This is a genomic window from Anaerococcus obesiensis (assembly GCF_016599815.1).
GTDB lineage: Bacteria > Bacillota > Clostridia > Tissierellales > Peptoniphilaceae > Anaerococcus > Anaerococcus vaginalis.
On the sequence record NZ_CP067016.1, the window covers coordinates 1186877 to 1210330 of the forward strand.

General features: G+C 30.7%; 14 protein-coding genes and 1 pseudogene. All 15 read left to right on the top strand.

The window, feature by feature from the left end; genetic code table 11:
• The 15 genes and pseudogenes from I6H46_RS05960 (at window position 1) to I6H46_RS06020 (ending at window position 23451) form a co-directional block, all read left to right on the top strand.
• Window positions 1-411 (top strand): PrgI family protein, encoded by a 411-nt coding sequence (locus I6H46_RS05960; protein WP_004812226.1) that lies wholly within the window; start codon window positions 1-3, stop codon window positions 409-411.
• Window positions 323-2725 (top strand): VirB4-like conjugal transfer ATPase, CD1110 family, encoded by a 2403-nt coding sequence (locus I6H46_RS05965; RefSeq protein ID WP_407648126.1) that lies wholly within the window; start codon window positions 323-325, stop codon window positions 2723-2725. Before I6H46_RS05960 ends, I6H46_RS05965 begins: the two co-directional genes overlap by 89 nt.
• 7 nt (window positions 2726-2732) lie before the next feature.
• Entirely contained in the window at window positions 2733-5312 is a 2580-nt protein-coding gene (locus I6H46_RS05970; protein ID WP_019118545.1) for a C40 family peptidase, read from the top strand.
• Window positions 5313-5326: 14 nt separating this feature from the next.
• Window positions 5327-5566 (top strand): hypothetical protein, encoded by a 240-nt coding sequence (locus I6H46_RS05975; protein ID WP_001080402.1) that lies wholly within the window; start codon window positions 5327-5329, stop codon window positions 5564-5566.
• On the top strand, window positions 5553-7904 hold the full coding sequence (locus I6H46_RS05980) for a leucine-rich repeat protein (protein ID WP_200225587.1): 2352 nt from the start codon (window positions 5553-5555) through the stop codon (window positions 7902-7904). The genes I6H46_RS05975 and I6H46_RS05980 overlap by 14 nt, the downstream gene beginning before the upstream one ends.
• 14 nt (window positions 7905-7918) lie before the next feature.
• On the top strand, window positions 7919-8785 hold the full coding sequence (locus tag I6H46_RS05985; protein WP_200225590.1) for a CD1107 family mobile element protein: 867 nt from the start codon (window positions 7919-7921) through the stop codon (window positions 8783-8785).
• A gap of 62 nt (window positions 8786-8847) precedes the next feature.
• Window positions 8848-10569: a DNA topoisomerase 3 gene (locus I6H46_RS05990; protein WP_019118541.1), complete on the top strand. Its 1722-nt coding sequence runs from the start codon at window positions 8848-8850 to the stop codon at window positions 10567-10569.
• Window positions 10562-11524, top strand: a complete 963-nt coding sequence (locus tag I6H46_RS05995; protein ID WP_200225593.1) for a DNA cytosine methyltransferase — start codon at window positions 10562-10564, stop codon at window positions 11522-11524. The genes I6H46_RS05990 and I6H46_RS05995 overlap by 8 nt, the downstream gene beginning before the upstream one ends.
• Before the next feature lie 35 nt (window positions 11525-11559).
• Window positions 11560-11901: a hypothetical protein gene (locus I6H46_RS09785; RefSeq protein WP_234287270.1), complete on the top strand. Its 342-nt coding sequence runs from the start codon at window positions 11560-11562 to the stop codon at window positions 11899-11901.
• Window positions 11902-12613: 712 nt separating this feature from the next.
• On the top strand, window positions 12614-12853 hold the full coding sequence (locus tag I6H46_RS09790; protein ID WP_234287271.1) for a hypothetical protein: 240 nt from the start codon (window positions 12614-12616) through the stop codon (window positions 12851-12853).
• 95 nt (window positions 12854-12948) lie between these two features.
• The gene (locus I6H46_RS09795) at window positions 12949-13767 is read left to right on the top strand and encodes a hypothetical protein (protein ID WP_234287272.1); all 819 of its coding nucleotides are present in this window, start codon (window positions 12949-12951) and stop codon (window positions 13765-13767) included.
• Window positions 13768-15655: 1888 nt separating this feature from the next.
• Window positions 15656-21493 (top strand): annotated as a pseudogene (locus I6H46_RS06005) (helicase-related protein); the annotation flags it as partial.
• A gap of 43 nt (window positions 21494-21536) precedes the next feature.
• A complete protein-coding gene (locus I6H46_RS06010; protein ID WP_200225595.1) occupies window positions 21537-22196 on the top strand; it encodes a DNA-binding protein in 660 nt (219 codons plus the stop codon).
• Window positions 22197-22519: 323 nt separating this feature from the next.
• Complete coding sequence (locus I6H46_RS06015; RefSeq protein ID WP_004838415.1) at window positions 22520-22732, top strand: helix-turn-helix domain-containing protein; 213 nt, start codon at window positions 22520-22522, stop codon at window positions 22730-22732.
• 20 nt (window positions 22733-22752) lie between these two features.
• Window positions 22753-23451 carry a response regulator transcription factor gene (locus tag I6H46_RS06020; protein WP_004835594.1) on the top strand — a complete coding sequence of 233 codons (699 nt, stop codon included), beginning with the start codon at window positions 22753-22755 and terminating at the stop codon, window positions 23449-23451.
• Window positions 23452-23454 lie beyond the last annotated feature (3 nt).

Below are 23454 nucleotides of genomic sequence, written 5' to 3' on the forward strand. Positions count from 1 at the left end.
ATGGCGTATGTACCAATACCAAAAGATTTGGACAAGATTAAAACAAAGGTTGCCTTTAACTTAACTAAAAGACAACTTATAGGTTTTTCTGTGGCAGGACTAATTGGCATACCAATCTATTTATTTATGAAGAAATATCTACCTAATGATGTTTCAATTATTGTAATGCTAATAGTAACCCTACCAATCTTTTTTATAACCTTATATGAAAAAGACACTTTAACTTTTGAAAAATATTTTAGATTTTTCTATCTTCATAAGTTTTATCAACCAACTAAGAGAATAAGAAAGGAGGCATACCTTGAAGCAAAGAAAAAAGCAAATCAGCGACTTAAATCTAAGGGAAAAACAATTAAAAAAAGACCGAAAGGAAGTAAGAAAGCTAAAAACAAAGAAAGATCCAACAAATAGTCTTCTAAGTGTAATTTTAAATAAAGAGAAAAAGAGATTTACTGTTGAGGATACAATTCCCTATATAAGAATGTTACCAGAGGGCATTTGCCAGTTAGATGAAAAAAATTATTCAAAGACAATTTCATTTCAAGATATAAATTACCAGTTGGCATTGGAAGAAGATAGAGATTTAATCTTTAACCAATTTGCCAACTTTTTAAATTCTTTTGATCCAAGTGTCCACATTGAACTTTCGTATGTAAATCAATTAGGAAGAAATAAAGACCTACAAGATGCAATTAAAATTGCTGATAAGGGAGACTTCTATGACGATGTAAGAAAAGAGTTTAGGGAGATGTTAAAGCTTCAACTTGCAAAGGGCAATAACGGACTTAAAAAGATGAAGTATATAACCTTCACCACAGAAGCCGATAACCTAGAGCAAGCAAGGGCAAAGCTAAATAGACTTGAAGTAGATATTTTATCCAACTTTAAATCTATGGGAGTAAGAGCTGAGAGCCTTGATGGCGAAGAAATACTAAGACTTGTTCACGATATGTTAAATCCAGACAAAAACTTTGATTTTTCATATAAAGATTTGAAGAAAAAAGAGTCTACAAAATCACATATAACTCCCAATATCTTTAATTTTGCACCAGCAAATAATTTTAAATTTGGCAAATTCATTGGAGCAGTAAGTCATTTTCAAATACTAGCAAGCGAGTTATCAGACAGAATGTTATCTGAGTTTTTAGATATTGATGACAATATTTATGTAGCTTTTCATATAGATGTAGTTGAACAAGCAGAAGCTATAAAACTTATTAAGAGAAAGAACACAGACCTAGACAGAATGAAAATTGAAGAACAAAAGAAAGCAGTTCGTGCTGGATATGATATGGATATTATTCCATCAGATATAAATACTTTTGGGGCTGATGTTAAGTCCATGTTATCTGACTTACAAAATAGAGATGAAAGGCTCTTTGTAGTTACCATAGTAATGATGAATTTTGCTAGGACTAATCAAAAATTAGAAAACACCATTGCTCAAATATCATCAATTGCAAATAGACATAATTGTCAGGTAAAAAGATTATCTCACCAACAAGAACAAGGACTTGTTTCTGCCTTACCTTTAGGAGTTAATCAAGTCGAGATAAAAAGATTTTTAACCTCATCATCAACGGCAGTTTTTATGCCTTTTACAACAGAAGAGCTATTTATTGATTCGGCAAATTCTTTGTACTATGGATTAAATGCCCTTAGTCAAAACTTGATAATGGCAGATAGGAAGAAACTAAAGAACCCTAACGGATTAATATTAGGTACACCAGGTTCTGGTAAATCTTTCTCAGCAAAGAGAGAGATGGCAAATGCAATTCTTGTCACAGATGATGATGTAATTATTTGTGATCCTGAAGGCGAGTATTCAAACCTTGTAAAACAATTTAATGGAGAAGTTATTAAAGTTTCAGCAAAGTCAAAGGACTATCTAAATCCACTAGATATTAATATGAACTATGGAGATGGGGACGCACCTTTAAAGGATAAGGCAAACTTCATAATGTCTATGCTTGAACTCGTGGTAGGAGGATCTGGTCTTACTGCTGCAGAAAAATCTGTTATAGATAGGTGCTTACCAAAGATATACCAAAAATATTTTGAAGACCCAAAACCAGAAAATATGCCAATATTAGGAGATTTATACGATATGCTCCTATCCCAAGAAGAGGGAGTTGGTAGAAAACTCGCAACAGAAATGGAAATTTATGTTAAGGGAAGTCTTAATGTATTTAATAATAGGTCAAATGTTGACCTAAATAGGCAACTGCTTTGCTTTGATATAAAAGAGCTAGGAACACAACTTAAAAAAATAGGTATGCTTGTAATTCAAGACCAAGTTTGGAACAAGGTTTCCCTAAACAGAGGAAGCAAGTCTACTAGATACTATATAGATGAGTTCCATCTTTTATTAAAAGACCCACAAACTGCTTCATATTCAGTAGAAATCTGGAAAAGATTTAGAAAATGGGGCGGTATTCCAACAGGTATAACTCAAAACGTAAAAGACCTTTTAACAAGTCAGGAAATTGAAAATATCTTTGATAATACAGACTTTGTTCTAATGTTAAATCAAGCATCTGGAGATAGGGATATTCTTGCTAAGAAATTAAAAATATCGCCTTATCAGTTAAACTATATTACTAATTCAAACGCAGGTGAGGGACTATTATTCTTTGGAAATACCATTGTTCCCTTTATAGATAAATTCCCTAAAGACACCATGCTATATAAGCTGATGACAACAAAACCAGAAGAAGCTAAGTAGGTGTGATATGGATAAAAAACTAAAAAAAGATTTTCAAAAGAAAATTATCCGAAATAGGGACGCTCCTGAAAAGAATATAGATAGTAAACTTGTTCATTCAGATGATTATACCAATAAGATTATTAAGACTAAGGATAGGTTCGGAGATAAAATTTCAGAAAAAGAATCTAAACTTATCCATGAGAATATATTAGCTAAAGATCAAAAACAAGATAAACTAAAAGATTTTCAGAAGGCTAAAAACAAGGAAAGAATCAGAAAAGAAGTTTTAAATAATAAGGATAAGGCTGGAGAAACAAAACAAACTAATCTTGAAATAAGGACAGATGAAAGCTTTAAACTTGATGAAGAGTTAGATGTAGACTTCAAAAAGGTGAATTTTGGTAGTGAAAACAGTAGAAATATTAATTCTAATAAATTAACAACAGATGATATTCCAGCTAACTCTGAAGTAATAAGCAATAAGAAGCCATCAAGTAAAAGACAAGTTCTTAAAAATTATGAGGATAAACTTATCCATAGTAAGGATAAATTCCAAGACAAAATCAACGAGAAAGAGTCTAAGCGAATCTACACAAGCGAAGATAAACCTATCGAAGCAAAGAAAAGCAAGAGAGTATATAGAAAAGATAAGCTTGTTAAAGATGAAGTAAGCAATAACGAGAGTAATACTAGTATCGATAAAAAGCAAAAGCAGAAGCTTTATCAAGAAAAGAAGTTTAGGGATAAGGAAAAAATTTCTAATGAAATAGATAAAGAAAATAAGCTAAGCGGAGTTGATACAGATAAGACTTTTGATAATCCTGAGTTTAAAGACAATAATCAAGAATTTATAAAAGATGAAAAAGAAACAAGCCTTAAAACTTCAGAACAAAAGAAAGTTAATAAAAAGAAGACTTACTACAAGAGAAAAAATTATGAAAGTGATAAATTCACTCGAAAGAAAATTGATAACTTAAAAAATGAATCTAAGAAAGCTACACCGAAAGATTCTAAGAAATCACAAGATGTTAAAGATTTTATCTCAGATAAAAAGATTGGAGAGCTTGAAAAGTCTAAAAGTAAGCTAAAGGATAATATCTTAAAGAATAAAACTAAAGGAAGCCTATCTTCTGGGGTTTTATTATCTGGAGCTAAGTCATCAGAGTTAGTGAGAGATTATCTAAGTTCAGGATCTGATAATACTGGTGTAGAATCTGGAGAAAAAGTCGCTAATGTAAGCTCTAAACTCCAGCATGGAATAAGGAAGTATAAGCTAGATAAAAAGAAAAAGTCCTTAAAAAAGCTATCTAAACTTGATAAGAAAATAAGAAAGAGAAAAAGCAAGTTGGAGTTTAAAAGTGGATTGGAAGATTTAAAAAAGTCAGACTCCTATATAAAGAAAAATAGATTTAAGAAGTTTTACCAAAGAAAACAAATGAAAAGCATGATAGCTAAAAAGCACGAAACAAGACTTGTAGATAGGGTTAAAAAAGCTATTTTAAGTTTAGGTAAGGCTTCTAAAGAACTAATAGTAAGAAAAAGTAAGATAATTCTATTTTTAGTAATAGGACTAGGTCTTATGCTATCAATCATGGTTGGTGGTGGAAGTGTTGGTATGAGTGGACTAAGCAATTCAGTAAACTCAGTAATGACAACAACATACCTATCACAAGACACAGTTCTAAGTGAAGTTAATCAAGAATTTTCATCAATGGAATATGACCTACAATCACAAATCGAAAGTGTAAAAACAAGTCATCCTGGATATGACGAATATATCATAAACAAAGAAGGAAAAATTGGTCATAATACCCATGAACTTTTATCCTATATAACTTCAAGATGTGGAGAAGTAAAATCAGCATCTGAAGTAAAAGGAATTTTAAAAGAACTTTTCGATAAGATGTATAAGCTTGATTTTAAAGAAGAAATTGAGATTAGAACAAGAACAGTAGCAAGAACTAGATATGATAGTCGTGGCAATCCTTATACTAGCTATGAAAAAGAAGAGTACGAATATAAAAAGTTAATTGTAACTTTAAAGAAAAAAGAAATGGATGAAGTTGTTAGGGAAATATTTAAAGATTATCCAGACAATGTAGTTCATTATGAAGCTCTTCTTGAAGCTAAAGGAAATATGGGAGATGTTTTTGGATCAGGTAGTGGGGACTTAGGAGAAATAGTAGATAATCCAAACTTTGGAAATCCTGGTCTTGCTTTTGATTCAGCTACTGCCAAAGCCTTATTTAATGAAGCAGAAAAACATATAGGCAAAAGATATGTGTTTGGAGCAAGTGGACCATCTAACTTTGACTGCTCAGGATTTGTATGTTGGTCATTTACAAAGTCTGGTGTAAAAAGAATGCCAAGAACAACTGCATGGAGAATATACAAAGACTATTGTAATCCAGTAAGTCCAAGTGAAGCTCAACCTGGAGATATTATATTTTTCCACTCAACATATAACAGTGGAACTCCAATATCTCATGTAGGAATATACGCAGGTAACGGAATGATGATTCACGCAGGAGATCCAATTCAATACACATCAATAAATTCAAAATATTGGAAATCACACTTTTATGGTTTTGGAAGACCAAGATAGAAGGGAGATATTATGTGAACAGAAAACTTATAAGTATTAGGAACAAAAAGAAAAAAATAGAAGAGAAATTAAAAGATTTAAATGCAAAATACAAGGAAATTTGCGATGAAGAAATACAAGTTGAAAATGAAGAAATAATTGTAACTCTTAGGAGGAACAATATTAGCTTGGAAGAATTAATGGAGAAAATCAATGATAGAAAAAGAGAAGAAAAATTAAAAGAAAAGGAGAACATTCATAATGAAGAAATTTAATACGAACAAACTAAGAGCCTTTTTTATGGCTCTTTTATTAGTTTTAACATCAACTGTGCATACAAGTGTATTTGCAAAGTCTGATGTTACTTGGACGGAAGATGATTTTATGTATTCCTCTGAGGGAAATATAATCGCTTTTAGTGATAAGGGCTTAGAAAAGAAAGAAAAGACAAATATTCTAGTATTTCCTGAAGGAACGAAGTCTATAAATGGAAATTATTCTTTAAGTCATTCAAACGATGAACTTAGATTTAAAAGAGAATTTGGACGTGGCAAACATTGGGATAAAGTAATTATTCCTGATTCTGTTAAGCATTTAGGCTATGCTGCCTTTTACGATGCAAGTATAGACGAGGTAAAACTATCAAATAGTCTAACTTATCTTGGTGGTTTAGCATTTTTCAATTGTGGACTTAGAGAAGTGACTTTACCTGATACTTTGGTAAATATTGAACATAATACTTTTGAAAGAAATAACCTCCAAGAAATAACTATACCGAAGTCTGTGAAGACAATTGAACAATACGCTTTTTCAAGAAATAAATTGCACACTATAAAAGTTTTAGGCAATCCAAATATTAACAGTAAGGGAGTATTCCATAATCAAGAAGTTGAATATAGACCAAAACAAAATCCATTTTACGAAAATCATTTTGGTTTCAAGGGAAATCAAGGATTCAAATCTATTCCTAATGGATTGAGGTATGAAAATGGAGAGTTTGTCTTTGATAAGAATGTAGATAGTGTAGAACTTGAATTTGATTATAACAATGATATGTATCAAGGAAAGATGACTATTTACAATCCAAATAAATATTCCATTGATACTCAAACTGATTTAACAGGTCAAGATATTGATGAAAAGGACAATAAGATTGATGATTTAACTAAAAATATTAATGATTTAGAAAATCAGATCAAAGACTTAAATGATAAGAAACAAGAAGACCAATCAAAGATAGATGAATTAAAGAAAAAGTTAGAATCTTGCAAAGATAATGGAGAGAACTTAAAACAAGAAAAATCTAAGTTAGAAGAAGAGATTAGAGATAAAGATAATAAGATTGCTCAATTGAATAAAGAAATTGAGGATCTTAAAAATTCTAATAATGATGAACTAATAGCAGAAATTACTCAGCTTAAAGATGAATTAAAAAGATTGCAAGATGAAAATGCAAAACTAAAAGAGGATTATTCATCTACAAAATGGGAGTTAGAAGCTGAGAAAGAAAAGACCGATAAAAACGAAAATAAAACCAAAGAAATGCAAGAAAAGCTTGAGTCTTTAGAAGGGGAGCTTGCAAAGAAGACTAAAGTAATTGAGGATAAAGATAATAAAATTAAGGACTTAGAAAAAACTCTTGATGAAAAAGATGCTAAGATAAAAGACCTCGAGTCTAAAAAGAAAGAGACAGAAAATTCTAAGTCAGAATGCTGTAAGAAAATTGAAGAGCTTCAAAAGGCTATTGATAGTTTAAAAGAATCTTCTGAAAATACAAAAAAAGAATTAGAAGAGAAGATTAAAGAACTAGAAGAAAAACAAAAAGCTTCTGAAGAAGAAATTAAAAAGCTAAAAGAAGAATTAGATAAGAAAATCGAAGAAGCAAAGAAGTTAATCGAGGAAGTAAATAAAAAATCGAAAGAAGAACTTGAAAAACAATCTAAAGATGAAAAAGACAAAAATCTAAACCAAGACTTATCTAAGAAATTAGATGAACTTCTAAAACTCCAAAAAGAAAACAAAGAGAAGAAAGAAGATAAGAAATCTCAAGATAAGAAGTGGGACGAACTTTTGAAAGCTGATGACAAGAACATTCTAAATCAATTTGATCTTAACAAGATGAAAAAGCAAGAAGAAAGACGAGATAAAAAACAAGTTAAAGATGAAAAAGAATTTGCAGTTTTTCAAGTAGATAAAAACTTTTATAACATTATCAACAAAGATGGTAAGACAACAGTCTATATGGATGTGAAGACTTATGTAGACCAAGGAAGAACTATGATTCCAGTAAGATATATTGCCTATACTCTAGGTTTTAATGTTGAGTATGACAACTCTACTCGTGAAGCTATTTTCTCCAATAAAGAGAATAATATCCTAGCTAAAAAGACATTAAGACTAAATATTGATACTGGTGTTATGAAAGATTCAGATGGAAAGGTCTACAATTCAGATGTTAAGCCAGTGATTATAAATGGAAGAATTCATGCTTCAATTTCAAATATTGCTAAAGCTTTTGGAGCAAGTCATGGAGATATTAAAGATGGTAAAAACCAAACAATAGAATGGGACAATGCTAGAAAAGCAGTCTATGTATTTAAAAATGTAAAATAAGAAAGGATAGAAAAATGAATATGAGCATTAAACGAGGAGTAGCCATAGCGTTACTCCTTTTTACATTTACAGTACCAGCAACTACATTTGCAATGACAAATGAAGGGCAAATAGAAAGTCAAAACGAATCAATCTATGAACCACAAAAAGAAGAATTTGAAAAAATGTTGAAAGATGATGTTTTTACACCATCAAAAGAAGAGATTCCTTATCAAGATGTTCCAAGAATACCAGGAAATACAAGTGAAGCAAATAAGCATTCAAATAATCCTCCTAAGAAAACACCACTTGTAAAAGGTGGTAATACAAAGGCAGTAAATAATCTTGCGACTGGGGAAAATAAGGCAAGAGGTTCAGTAATTGAAAATGTAGATAAGAATGGAAAAGATATTACACCAAGTGGAGATACAGAAAAAGATAAAGAAAATCCAGTAGATGTAAGACAATTTTTAACATTTCAAACTAAAAGTGGAAAAACTATGCACTTAATAGTGGATCACTCATCAAACCAAGATAATGTAAGGCTATTGACAGAAGTAGGAGAACAAGACCTACTTAATATGATAGAATCAGAAGATAAAAATACTATAAAGGTTGAAGAGCCTAAGAAAGAAGAAGTAAAAAAAGAAGAACCTAAGACTGTTCCAGTAAAAGAAGAAAAGAAAAGCGGGATAGGTTCATTTCTAATTGTTGCACTTGTAATTGGAGGAGTTGTAGGAGCAGGATATTATTTTAAAGTAGTCAAAGCTAAGGAAGATAAAATGTTGGAAGACTTTGAAGAAGATGATGAGGATTATATTAGTGAGTCAGAAGATGAATCTGACAATGAAGAAAGTAATGAAGAATCACTAGATGATGATGATGACGATGAACTATTATAATAATTTTAAAAGCTTGAGCGAGAGAGAAATCTTTCGCTCTTTTTTTATTTATGGAGGTATGAATGAAATTAGTAATAGCAGAAAAGCCAAGTGTAGCAGTTACAATTGCAAAAGTAATTGGAGCAAGAACAAGAAAAAACGGATATTATGAGGGGAATGGATACATTGTTTCTTGGTGTGTAGGTCATTTAATTCAAATGGCAAGTCCAGATAAGATAGACGAAAAATGGAAGAAATGGACAATAGACACTCTTCCTATAATCCCAGAGGAATATATTTATGAAGTATCTAAAAACACTAAAAAACAATATGGAGTTTTGAAAAAACTTTTAAACGATAAGAACATCGACACAGTTATAAATGCTTGTGATGCTGGAAGAGAAGGAGAACTTATCTTCAGGCTTGTATATAATCAAGCTAAATGTAAGAAGAAGATTCAAAGACTTTGGATATCTTCAATGGAAAACAAAGCTATTAAAGATGGCTTTAGAAATCTTAAAGACGGGGAAAACTTTGAAGACTTATATAGATCAGCAAGTGCAAGAGCAATTGCTGATTGGCTGGTAGGAATGAATTTAAGTAGGCTTTATTCTTGCATTTACAAGGAAACATATTCAGTTGGTAGAGTACAAACACCAACTCTATATTTGATAGCTAAAAGGGATAGTGAAATAAACCTATTTAAGAAGCAAAAATATTATACAGTTGACCTATCTTATGGAGGATTGAAGCTTGTATCAGATAGGATTGATAGAATTGAAGTTGCAGAGCAACTTTTAAACTTGCTAGAAGATGAAATAGTTATTACAGAGGTAGAAGATAAAGAAATAATTATAAAACCAGATAAGCCTTATGATCTCACTACCTTACAAAGAGAAGCAAATAAATATTTTGGATATTCAGCAAATGACACTTTAAATCTGGCACAAGCTTTATATGAAAAGAAGCTAATCACATATCCAAGAACAGATAGTAGATATTTAACCGATGACATGGTTAATACTATGAAAGAATTATTAGAAGGACTTGAAAAAGATTTTAAAATCAATGAATCAAATTTCAAGTCTATTTTTAATTCATCTAAAGTTACAGACCACTATGCAATTATTCCTACTATATCAGGCATTGGAAAATCCAAAGATTTATCTGATAAAGAAAGCAAAATCTATAATCTAATTAAGGATAAATTACTTGCTTCATGCTCGGATAACTTAAAGGAATCTAGTAGAAAAATCAGATATGAATATGACAAGTTTAACTTCAATGCAAGTGGCAAGACTATAATCGATGAAGGTTATACAAAGTACCTAAAGGCTTATGGAAAGGAAAGACAAGAAAATGAATTACCAGATGTAAAGACTGGAGATAAAATTAAGCTAACTTCTAAAAATATATCGGAGAAATTTACCAAAGCTCCAAGTCATTATAATGAAAATACACTTTTAAAGGCTATGGAGAATGCAGGAGTAGAATCCTTGGATAAAGATATAGAAGTAGAGAGAAAAGGCTTAGGAACACCAGCTACAAGAGCAGGAATTATTGAAAATCTTATCCATAAGGACCTTATAAGAAGAGATAAGAAAAATTTACTTGTAACAGAAAAAGGCAATAGGCTTGTATCAATTGTAGAGGATAAGTTTAAGTCGGCAGAAACAACATCTGAATGGGAAATGAAACTTGCAAATATTAGCTCTGGCGAAGTTGATAAAGAAGACTTTTTAAGAGAAATAGAAGATAGTATAAGGGAGCTTGTAGATAGGTACAAGAATAATCTAAATGAATAAGGTAAAAATACTAGAGCTTTTCGGTGGCATAGGTGCTATTAGAAAGGCTTTTGTTAATTTAAAGATACCTTATGAAGTTGTTGATTATGTAGAAATAGATAAGGCTTGTGTTAAATCATACAACGCACTTTATGGAGAAGATTATAAGCCAAAATCAGTAGTAGGATATAAAGGTCCTAATGAAAAGATAGACTTAATTATGCATGGAAGTCCTTGCCAAGACTTTTCAAGAATAGGAAAAAAGCAAGGAGGAGTAAAGAATTCAGGAACTAGATCAAGCCTACTATTTGAAACCATTAGAATAATTAAAGAAATGAAAGAAAAACCTAAATGGATAATTTGGGAAAATGTAAAGGGAGTCCTTGATAGAAATATGAGGGACTCCTTTTTTATTTATCTAAAGGATCTAGAAGACCTTGGATATGAAAGCAAGTATGAAATCTTAAATGCAATGGACTTTGGGATACCTCAAAAAAGGGAGAGGATATTTGTTGTTTCATGTCTTGGAGCAAATAACTTTTCTTTTAATAAATTGGAGAGGAAAGAAACAAGACCACTAAGTGATTTTTTAGAAAAGGATGTAAGTGAACTTTATACAATGACCCAACCTTATATGCTGAAATCTTTAAATAAAGGCATAGATAATAGTTTTAGAGGGCGACTCAAAGTGATTAAAGATTTTTCTTATACTATTTCTACAAAACAGATGAGAGTTCCTAATTCAGGAATAATAGATATTGGAAATGGTAAATATAGGTATTTAACAGAAAGAGAATGTTTAAGACTCATGGGTTTTGATGATAGTGATATGGATAAATTAGAAGAAGTGCATCCAAGAAGAAAAAATTGTACTTCAAGTAAACTATATAAGCAGGCCGGCAATTCTATTGTGGTTGATGTTTTAATGTGCATTATTAGTTCACTAATGCATGTTAGTGCAAACTTATTATTGTAAATGATATAATAAAATAAAAGACTGGAGGGCATGATATGGATATTCTAGAATGTAAATTAAAGAATTGTTATGGAATAGATGAGTTTAACCATGAATTCGATTTTACAAATACAAATGTGATTACAGTATATGCAAAAAATGGATTAATGAAAACTTCTTTTGCAAAAACTTTTAAGAAAATTCAAGATGGTAAAGCTGACGAAATACGTGATGAAATATTCGATATAAAAGCAGAAGTTAATGTTAGCGTAGATGGACAAGATATAAGAAAAGAGCAAGTGTTTGTAATAAAAAGCTTTGAAAATTATTATGAATCTAATAGTATAGCGGATTTATTAGTAGACGAAAAAACAAAAAATCTATCACAACTTTATTAAAGCAAAAAAATAATTTTTTAAAAAAGTTAGTGCAATATTCAGGACTAAAAATTGAAAAAACACAACAAGGAAGAAAAATTTATGAATTAGAGCCTACAATAGTTTCTGAAATGAATTTAAGTGAAAAAGCTTTTTATTAAGCTTGAAAGAATTAGGTGAAGTTGAAAATAAAACGTATTTACCTAATGTTAAATACTCGACAATTTTGATAATAGTGTAATTAAAAAAATAAAGGACAGTAGTTTTCAAAATAAAATAAAAGAGTTTTGTGAAGCTGCTGAAACTATATACAGTAGTTATACTTTTTTTGAAAAAGGTAAGTTCACATTTCCAAAATTGAAAAACGTTGCAAAAAATTTAGATTCAGATAATTTTTTGTAAGAGATAATAAACTTAATTTAAATAATAGCATAGTAATTGGTAATAATGATGAACTACAAGAGAAATTATATGAAATAGAAGGGAAAATTAAAGATATTCCAGAGTTTCAACAGATAGAAAAGTTACTAAGTGATACAAAAGGCATATTATTAAGAGATACAATAGAAAATAATCCTGAGCTAATAGAGTTTTTAAAAATAGAAAATTTAGACAATTTAAAAAAGAATTATGGACTTCCTATATAAAGAAAGAAAAGAAATCTTTTGATGATTTATTAGAGATATATAAAGAATTAGAGGAGAATGTTAAAAATCTCAATATAGACAATACATTGTGGAATCGTTCTTTAGAAATATTTGAAGATAGGTTTACTGTTCCATATAAGATGAAAATATCAAATTTAAAGGGAGCGATAATAGGAGAAAACCTCCCACGTGTGGAGTTTATATTTGAGAAGGGTGAAAATCAAGCAAGCTTAGATAGATCAAATTTAGAAAAATTAGACGTGTTAAGTCAAGGAGAAAAAAGATCTTTATATTTGTTAAATATAATATTTGACATAGAAAAATAAGAAAAGAAAGCAATGAAATCCTATTTATAGTAGACGATATAGCAGATTCTTTTGATTATAAAAATAAGTATGCTATTGTAGAATATTTGTATGAAATGGCAACAATTGATAATTTTAGAATGATAATTTTATCTCATAATTTTGATTTTTATAGAACAATTTCTTCTAGACTCAATGTACCTCGTAAATCTAGATTTATCGTTGAAAACAAACAGGATTTAAATTTGATAGAAGAAAAATATCAAAAGCAACCTTTTATAACATGGAAAAGTAAACCAGATAAATATTCTTTATTTGCACTTATACCATTTGTTAGGAATCTAATTGAATATAGTTATGATAAATATGTTAATGATTCAAATTATTATGATAGCGATTATGAGCTATTAACTAATTTACTACACAATAAAGATAATTCAGGAACTATTACTTTTAAAACTTTAGGGAAAGTATATAAAGAATATTTAGGGAAATTTGATATACCAAGTGAATTTAAAGAGGATGATCTGGTTATAGAAAAGCTTTATGAAACTACTGAAAACTTAAGTAATAACTTAAATTTACTCGAGCATAAAGTTTTATTATCAATGGCTTGTAGACTTAAAGCTGAGGAAATAATGTTAGATAAAATTAATAATTATAATGGGATGCTCAATTGGAAAGTGAAAAATAATTTGAAAACAGGAGATAAAGCGGAATTTCTGAATCATGTAGATAAAACTAATAATATGACCAGGGTATTATTTGATGCATATAAGCAGATTGCGAATGAAGAACAAATTAATATTGTTAATGAAGTTAATATAATGACTCCAGAAAATATTCATATAAACTCTTTTATGTATGAGCCTATAATGGATATGGATATTAACGAATTATTGAACTTATATAAAAAACTTAAAAAATTAATATAGGTCATTTAATTATATTACATTAAAGACGGTAGATTATTTAAAATCTATCGTCTTTTTTATTACTCTAAAAAGGAGGTAGAGAATGCAAGTAAATGATTTTAAGAATATACAAGAAGCTATAAAGTATGAAGTGTTACAAGATGAAAAAGAATATTTAAAGCTATTAAAAGTTATAGGCAATAATCAGAAATATGATTTTTCAAGCCAGTTAAGTATATATAACAAGGAACCTGAAGCTAGAGCTTGTGCGACCTTTGATATGTGGAAGAAATATTTTGGTAGAGTTGTTATGAGGGGGCAAAAGGGTATTCCAATTTTAGTTGGAAGTGATATAAACAAAAAAGTTTCATACATTTTTGATATTAGTCAGACCACATCAATGAATAGGAATATTAATGAGGTTAGCTTATGGCAGTTTGACCACGAAAACCATAACGAGGCTTTAAAAGAAATAATAAGAGATTTTTCATTTGAATCTAGTGATTCACTTAATGAAAATATATTTTCTTTAAGTCGAATTTATGGAGATGAATACATTAAATTGGCTCTTGCTGATTTGAGGATAGATATAGAGGATAGACTTAGCTTTGAAAAATTTATTAGAGACTCAATATCCTATGCGGTAGCTAATAGGTTTAATACAGTCTATCCTATGGATATGGAAAATTTAAAAAATAATTTTTCTAGGATAAATACAATTTCTTTAGAACAGATAGGTCTTGTAATATCAAGGGTTAGCGAAGATATTATAGATAGCACAATAGAAAAATCTAAGGAAATGGATCGTGCTAGGCTGCTGACAGAAAGGGCCGGTGCCGACTATAATAGAGATATAGAAAATATAAATGAAGATAGAGGAGGTCAAGATGATTTATATAGACGAGATGATAGGTCAAGAAGTAGAGATGGACGAGTTTTCACAGATGGAAGCGACAGAGGAAATAGCGATGAAGATCGAAGAGAAAACCTTGGACATGATGGAGAAGGATCTGGAATTTATGGAGAGATTTCCGAATCCAACATACGCAGTTCTAAGACTGTCTTACCTAGTAGGGAGCGAGGACATGGAGAACTGGAAGAAACTTCAGAAAATGTACGAGGAGAAAACACTTTTGAACCACCTGAAGGAAATTCAGAATCAGGCAGTGGACTTTATCAAGAGAGAGAAAGTCAAGATGATGAAAGCACAAGGATTGACAGAGAAGATGATGAGAGAGAATCCAGAGCAATACCAAGGACAGATGAACAACTTGATGGCAACAGTGAAGAGAATGGCAATCAAGGAATACGTGGAAGCTTAGAAAATGAAATAAGCCAAGAAAAGGAAGCTGATGAAGCTTCTTTTTTTGATGGCAAAAACACTGAAGATAGAAAAGATTATTGGATTGTAGAATTTAATGAAAACCACGAATTAGTTCCTGATTATAGTGGACAGATAGTAACCAAAGAATTAATAAATGTCCTAAGACAAAAAGATATAGATGTTAAAGACCATAATCAAACTCTTGGAGAAAATGAATTTGGAGAAATGACAGATGATTATATCGGATATTTCAAATTCTATTTTGACCACTATGTAGACGGCGAAGTTGTCGAACACTATAGGATTGATCTTGGTGATGGTGAAGAAGTAAATGAGCGTGAATTTTCATATTTAGAAGAACAAGTTGCCCTAAGTGAGGAAAAATTTCTACAAGAAGAAATTAAGGAAAAGATAGAGCCTAAATTTAAGATAGGCGATCAGGTTAGATATAAAGATAAGGACTTTACAATTACAGATTTTGATGAACTAAGTGGAGGACTTAAAACTGTAACCATTAGAGATAATATGGAATACATGGGAGGTATGATTAGGGGTTCGGAAGTAATTCCATATAGAAACGATTCATACCTTGAAGAAATCTTTGAAAATCTAAGTCAAACATCAGAAAAACTAGCAGTAAAAGTTGGAAAAGAATTTATTTTAGAAGATGAGAAGATCTTTGATGGAATTAACTTGATTGAAACTGGAACTAAAGTAGAAATTAATGGGGAAGAATATCCTTTATATAAGGGTGAAACATTTGAAGAAAGTAGAAAGATTGATGACCTTTTAGATAGTGGAAATTATGAGATATACAAATTATCTGAGCATGAAAAACAAATTGAAAGACAAGTAGAGCAAGAAAGCTTTATAGATAACCACAATCTTGAAATTGACCAAATGATGGATAGATACAATGTTCCAAGAGAAGCAGCCGAAAACTTATTGAGGGGTAAAGAAGATTTAAAGAATCTAGGCTATGAACCTAATAAGGAAAGACTAAGTTTTGCTAGAAATTATGACTTGAAAAATCATATCTACTCAGAATACCTTACACCATCAGAAAGACTAGATAAAAATATCAAAGCTATTAAAATGCTAAAAAGACTTGAAAATGAAAATAGGAGTCCAAGAGAGTATGAACAAGCATATCTGGCTGATTATCTGGGTTGGGGAGGTCTTGCCGATGTCTTCGATGAAGAAAAGGGAGGGCAATGGCTTGAAGCAAGAAACATTTTAAAAGAAAATCTAACAAATGAAGAGTATTTAAATGCTAAAGAGTCTACCTTAACATCGTTTTATACACCTAGAGAGGTAATGGATGGAATATATAAGACTCTAACAGATATGGGTTTTAAGACTGGAAATATTCTTGAACCAGCTGCAGGAGTTGGTAACTTCATTGGTAATATGCCAAGTGAAATACAAGGCTCTAAAGTCTATGGAGTAGAAAAAGATAGTCTAAGCGGAAGAATAGCAAGAGAACTTTATCCTGAAGCTAATATTCAAATTAAAGGCTTTGAAGAAACAAACTTCTCAAATAATTTCTTTGACTTGGTAATAGGAAATGTTCCCTTTGGAGATTTTAAAGTTAACGATCGTGAATATAACAGAAATAATTTTCTGATTCACGATTATTTTTTTGCAAAGTCAATAGATAAGGTAAGGAATGGAGGAATTATTGCCTTTATAACCTCATCTGGAACTATGGATAAAAAAGATGAATCCGTTAGAAAATATATTAATGCAAGATGTGAGTTTTTAGGAGCTATGAGGCTTCCTAATACAACATTTAAAGGACTTGCTGGCACAGAAGTTACTTCAGATATTATTTTCTTAAAAAAGAGAGATTCAGTTATAGAAAGAGATGACGATTGGATTCATCTAGCAACTGATAATAAAGGTTTGACCTACAATAAATACTTTGTAGATAATCCTCAGATGGTATTAGGGGATATGAAAGAAATATCTGGAAGATTTGGAAATACTATTACTTGTGATGAAAAAGAAGACGAAAATCTAAAAGATTTAATGGATCTTGCAAGTAAGGAAATATCTTCAAACTCAAAATATGAAGAAGTCGAGCTATTGGAAGATGAAGAATTAAGTCTTCCAGCAACAGATGATGTTAAGAATTTTTCCTATACCATCATTGATGAAGAAGTCTACCTAAGAGAAAACTCAGTATTAATTAAGCAGAATATATCAGATAAAAATAAAGAAAAGATAAAAGATTATCTTGATGTAATGAATGCTTTAAAAGATGTAATAGAAAAGCAAAAGGACGATTTTTCAGACGAAGAAATAGAAGAGTCACAAGCAAAGTTAAATGAGGTCTATGATAACTTTTCAAAGAAACATGGCTTTATTAACTCCTTATCAAACACTAGAGCCTTAAAGGAAGACTCAAACTTTTCTTTGGTTTCATCAATAGAAATACTTGATGATGAGGATAATTTCAAAGCTAAGAGTGATATATTCTCAAAAAGAACAATAACAAAGGCAAAGGTAGTAGACCATGTAGATACTTCTCTTGAAGCTTTAGTTTTATCAGTTTCACAAAAAGGATATGTAGATTTTGAATATATGGAATCTATCACTAATAAAGATAGGGATACTTTAATTGGTGAGCTTGAGGGCGAGATTTTTTTAGATATTAAGGACACAGACCTAATAAATAACAGAATGCCCTTTGAAAACTTTAATAATGACGATCCCTTTCACTTTTCATATGTATCGGCTGATGAGTATCTAAGTGGCAATATTAGAGAAAAGATTGGTTATCTCAATTCATATATAGGAGAAATTGAAAATGTAATAGATTTAGCACCTTCTGAAAAGAAAGATACATTATTAAACGAGTTAGGCAAGCTCAAATATCAAAGAGAAAAATTACAAGAAGTTATGCCTGAAGAACTCACTGCTTCTGATATAAATGTAAGGTTAGGAGCAACTTGGATACCTCAAAAAGATATAGAAGACTTTACTTTTAATCTTTTAAAAACGCCAGGTTATGATAGGTGGAATATAAATGTTAGGTTTTCGCCACATACAAGTGAATGGAATATTGAAGGTAAAAGTGTTGACTCGACTAATGACCTTGCTAACATGACTTATGGTACAAGTAGAGTGAATGCCTATAAGCTAATTGAAAATGCTCTTAATCTAAAAGATACAAAGGTATTTGACCAAGTAATAAATGATGATGGTTCTAAGACTTCTGTATTAAACAAAAAAGAAACTATGCTTGCAAGTCAAAAGCAAGAGCTGATTAAAGAAGAATTTAAGAATTGGATATTTGAAGATCCTGATAGAAGATATAGGCTAGAAAAAATTTACAATGAAAAATTCAATTCAATTAGGAATAGAGAATTTGATGGTTCTAACTTAACTTTTGATGGAATGAATACTGAAATCAGACTTCGAGAACATCAGAAAAATGCCATTGCAAGGACTCTTTATGGTGGAAATACACTACTTGCCCATGTAGTAGGAGCAGGAAAAACTTTTGAAATGGTAGCTTCTGCTATGGAATCTAAAAAGTTAGGACTTGCAAGTAAATCATTATTTGTAGTTCCTAACCATCTAATCACTCAAATCGGGAGAGAGTTTATGCAATTATATCCGTCAGCAAATATTATGGTGGCAGATAAAAAAGACTTTCAACCAAAAAATAGGAAAAGATTTATTGGTAGGATTGCAACAGGAGAATATGATGCAGTCATCATAGGACACTCTCAATTTGAAAAAATACCAATGTCCAAGGAATACCAGGTAAGGCATATACAAGACCAAATAGATGATATAGTTTCCTTTATTGATGAGAACAAAAGAAATAGAGGAGAAAATTTCACAGTAAAACAACTGGAAAAGACAAAGAAGAAACTCTTGGTAAGACTTGAAAAATTAAATGATGACTTTAAAAAAGACGATGTAATAACCTTTGAAGAACTAGGAGTAGATAAGTTATTTATAGACGAAGCTCATAATTACAAAAACTTATTCTTGCATACCAAGATGAGAAATGTTGCGGGTATCGGTCAAAGTGAAGCCTTTAAGTCTTCGGATATGTATATGAAATGTAGGTATATGGATGAAATGACAGATGGAAAGGGCGTTGTATTTGCTACTGGTACACCAATATCAAATTCAATGACAGAGCTTTATACCATGCAAAGATACCTTCAGTATGATGATTTAAAGGCAAGGGGATTAGAACATTTTGACGCTTGGGCTTCTACTTTTGGAGAAACAGAAAACACCTTTGAATTATCTCCAGAAGGCACAGGATATAGGCAAAAGACAAGATTTTCAAAGTTTTATAACTTGCCAGAGTTGATGTCTATGTTTAAAGAAGTAGCAGATATAAAGACTTCAGATATGTTAAATTTGCCAGTGCCAGAAGCAAATTTTGAAGTTATTAAAACGAAACCTACTGAGGAACAAAAAGAAATATTAGAAGCTATTTCAGAAAGAGCTGACGCAGTTAGAAATAACCAGGTCGAGCCAACAGAAGATAATATGTTAAAGATTACAAATGATGGTAAAAAACTTGCTCTTGACCAAAGATTAATAAATCCACTACTTCCCGATGATCCTAATTCAAAGGTTAATGTATGCGTTAAAAATATCTTTTCGATCTGGGATAAGACAAAAGAAAATTCATCGACTCAATTAGTATTTTCGGATATGTCCACACCAAAAGGAGATGGAGAATTTAATATCTATGATGATATTAGAAATAAGCTAGTGAATATGGGAATACCAAAAGATGAAATAGCCTTTATCCACGAAGCAGATACAGACAAACAAAAAGACGAATTATTCTCCAAAGTAAGGAGAGGAGAAGTAAGAGTATTATTAGGCTCTACTCAAAAAATGGGAGCAGGTACAAATGTACAAAACAAATTAATAGCCTTACACGATTTAGACGTCCCATGGAGACCGTCTGACCTAGAGCAAAGAAGTGGTAGAATTGTTCGTCAAGGTAATGATAATGATAAGGTAAATATCTTTAGATATGTCACAGAGAATACCTTTGATTCTTATTTGTGGCAGACAATAGAGAATAAGCAGAAATTCATATCACAAATAATGACAAGCAAGACACCTGTGCGTGTTGCTGAAGATGTTGATGAGGCAAGTCTATCTTATTCAGAAATTAAGGCTTTAGCTACTGGTAATCCTTTAATTAAAGAAAAGATGGATTTAGATAACGAAGTTACAAAACTAAAAATGTTGGAATCAAACTACAAGTCTAATAAATATAAGCTTGAAGATAAGGTAAATAAAATTTATCCTCAAAGTATTTTAAAAACTGAAATGGAAATACAAGCAGTTAAAGAAGATATTGCAAGTGTTGAGAAATTAGGAGAAGGAGATAGTAAATTCACTTCAATCAGTCTTGGGACAAATAAAATTTTAGATAAGAAAGAAGCTGGAGAGAAGCTATTAGAAGAAATAAAAAAGGTAAAGATAAATGATAGCAAGGTTATTGGTAAATATAGAAATTTAGACTTACAAGTTTCATATAACTTTATGACTAATACTCATACCTTTAAACTTTTAGGAAAAGCCGAATACTTCGGAGAGTTTTCAAACTCTACTGATGGTAATATAACAAGGCTTGATAATGCCATTGAAAAAATGCCTGCAAGACTTGAAAGATTAAATCAAAATCTTCAAAACTATAAAGAATCTTTAGAAAATGCCAAAGTAGAATTGACAAAACCATTTGAAAGAGCAGATGAGTTAAGGGATAAGATACTAAGACTAGCTGAGATTAATAAACTTTTAGATATGGGAGAAGTCGAAGAATTAGAAAACCAATCACCATTATTAGAAAATTTAAAGAGGGCGATAGTCGATTATTCTAACTACGAGTTTTCAGAATCTAATAGTTATGAAGACTTTGACAAACTATACCCTGATTTAAGCCATATAGGACTTGCTTATACAGAAACACCTGATGGGAAGCACTCTATTCAATATGAGGTAAATTTGGAAGAAAAAACATGGACTCAGTATGTAGATAATGTAGCTATTAGAACAGAATCTTTTGTAGAAGAAGATATATCCAATTCACAAGCTCTTAAAGATATGACTGAAGCCATAAAGATGTCAAGTTTTGATGATCTGGTATCAGTAGATGAAGAAGATTTAAAACAAGCACTAGGACTAGAAATAGATGATGATGGAAACTTCTATGATCCACTAGCAAAAGATCTTGACAATGATGGAATACCAGATAGGTATGACAATGATTTTAAAGATAGTGATTACTTTGAATCAACTTATGATGTAGAGGATAATCTTCACGCAAGAGAAGAGAAACCATCAATATTGGGACAAATATCAAAATTAAAATCAGAAGAAGAAAAAGATAGAAATCAAGAAAAAAGTAAAAAAGGACAAGAACGATAGAGGAGGGCTAAAAGCTCTCCTTATTTAATACAAGGAGGAAATTATGGAATACAAAGATATTAGAGAAAACTTAGAAGAAATGATGAATGATAACTACAAGGATTTTATAAAAGCACTTGTGAGCATAGAAAAAGGTGTCAATGATGAAAAGGCACTTGAAGAAGTCTATGTTTTATATATGAACAATGACACAACAGGTCTACTAAGTGATGACTTTGACTATATGATTGATGATATGAAAGAACAAGGTAAGATTGTTGAAAATGTCAGTGATATTGAAGAAAAAGACGATCTTATAAATCTCGTTGGCAATATAGCTGGAAAAGTAGAAAATCTTGAAAGAGAAAATGCTAATGGAGAAAAGTTCAAGGTAAGCAACTTTTCAATTGTTTCAAAAGATGACGATGGGAATAAAGTTTATACCAATTGTTCAGCCTATGGAGATAAGACAAAAGATTTAGAGAACTTAAAACAAGGAGATTTTGTTAAAATATTTGGTCAAGTAAAAACAAGCATTGACAACAACGGAAAGGAACATAAGAATGTCCGTATTTTGTTTTATAAGCTTTTAAAAGCAAAAGAACAAATGAAAGGACAAGAAAAAAAGAAAGAGTCTGTGCTTGGAGAAATCAAAAAATATCAGACTGAAGATAAGGGAAAGCCTAAAGAAAAGAAAGAAACATCAAAAGAAGCTGAAAGATAAACTTATGGTCGGTGTGGTCTTAGTACTGCACCGACTCTTTTTTTGTTTGGAGGAAAAAAGAGGAGAGAACACTATCTCTCCATATCCTTGCCCATATAAATTCCTAGTTTTTTCGTATCCTGTAAAGATCGTCCATTGTTTTTTTGAGGAAGAATACTCTCGCATAAGGGTATTCTTTTTTTGTTCAGTTTATTAAATCTGTATAAAGACAAAATGTAAAAAATGGTTGTAAACAATCTTTTAAAAATCAAATAAAAATTGAATATAATCAATAAAAGTGATATAATTACTCCGAAAATCGTTACAAAGAAAAGAGGATTAGTATGGCATTGAATTATAAACCATTATGGATACTATTGGCGAAGAAAAGTTTGAAGAAAACAGATGTAATAGTTATGGCAGGGATTACCACTAATGTTATGGCACAGATGGGAAAAAATAAGCCTATAACACTTAAAAACTTAGAAAAAATATGTAAGTCTTTAGATTGTACACCGAATGATGTATTTTCCTTTGATGATAATTATATTGAATAAGAAGTATGGAGTTATGAGATATGAGAGAGATAATAATTATAGATGATGATATTGCATTATGTAATTTAATTAAAAAGTGTTTAAGTACTGATGGATATTCTGTTGATATTGCCAATAATGGATTAGACGGATATAAGAAAATACGAAATGCAAATAATTTGTGTCTGATTTTATTAGATATTATGCTTCCTGATTTTGATGGGTTTCAAGTTCTGGAGATGATAAGGGAAGAATGCACTATTCCGGTTTTAATGCTGACTGCGAAGTCTGATGATGATTCAAAAATTTATGGACTTAAACAAGGTGCTGATGACTATTTGACAAAGCCATTTAATATAAATGAACTTAAGGCAAGAGTTGAAGCTATGGTTCGTAGATATATAGATTTCAATCAGAAAAGCACAGACCAGTCTGATATACTCACAATAGATGGTATGCAAATAGATAAGGAAAATAGAATTGTAAAAATAAGTGATAATAACATAGAATTAACAAATAAAGAATTTGATTTATTGTATTTTCTTGCGTCTAATAAAGGGAGGATTTTTACAAAAAAACAAATATATACGAATGTTTGGGAAGAAGATTATCTTTTTGATGATAGTAATATCATGTCTTTTATCAGTAAGCTTCGAAAAAAAATAGAGCCTAACCCTGAAGAACCAACTTATATTTTGACAGTTAGGGGCGTGGGTTATCGTTTTAGTAAGGGGGTATGATAT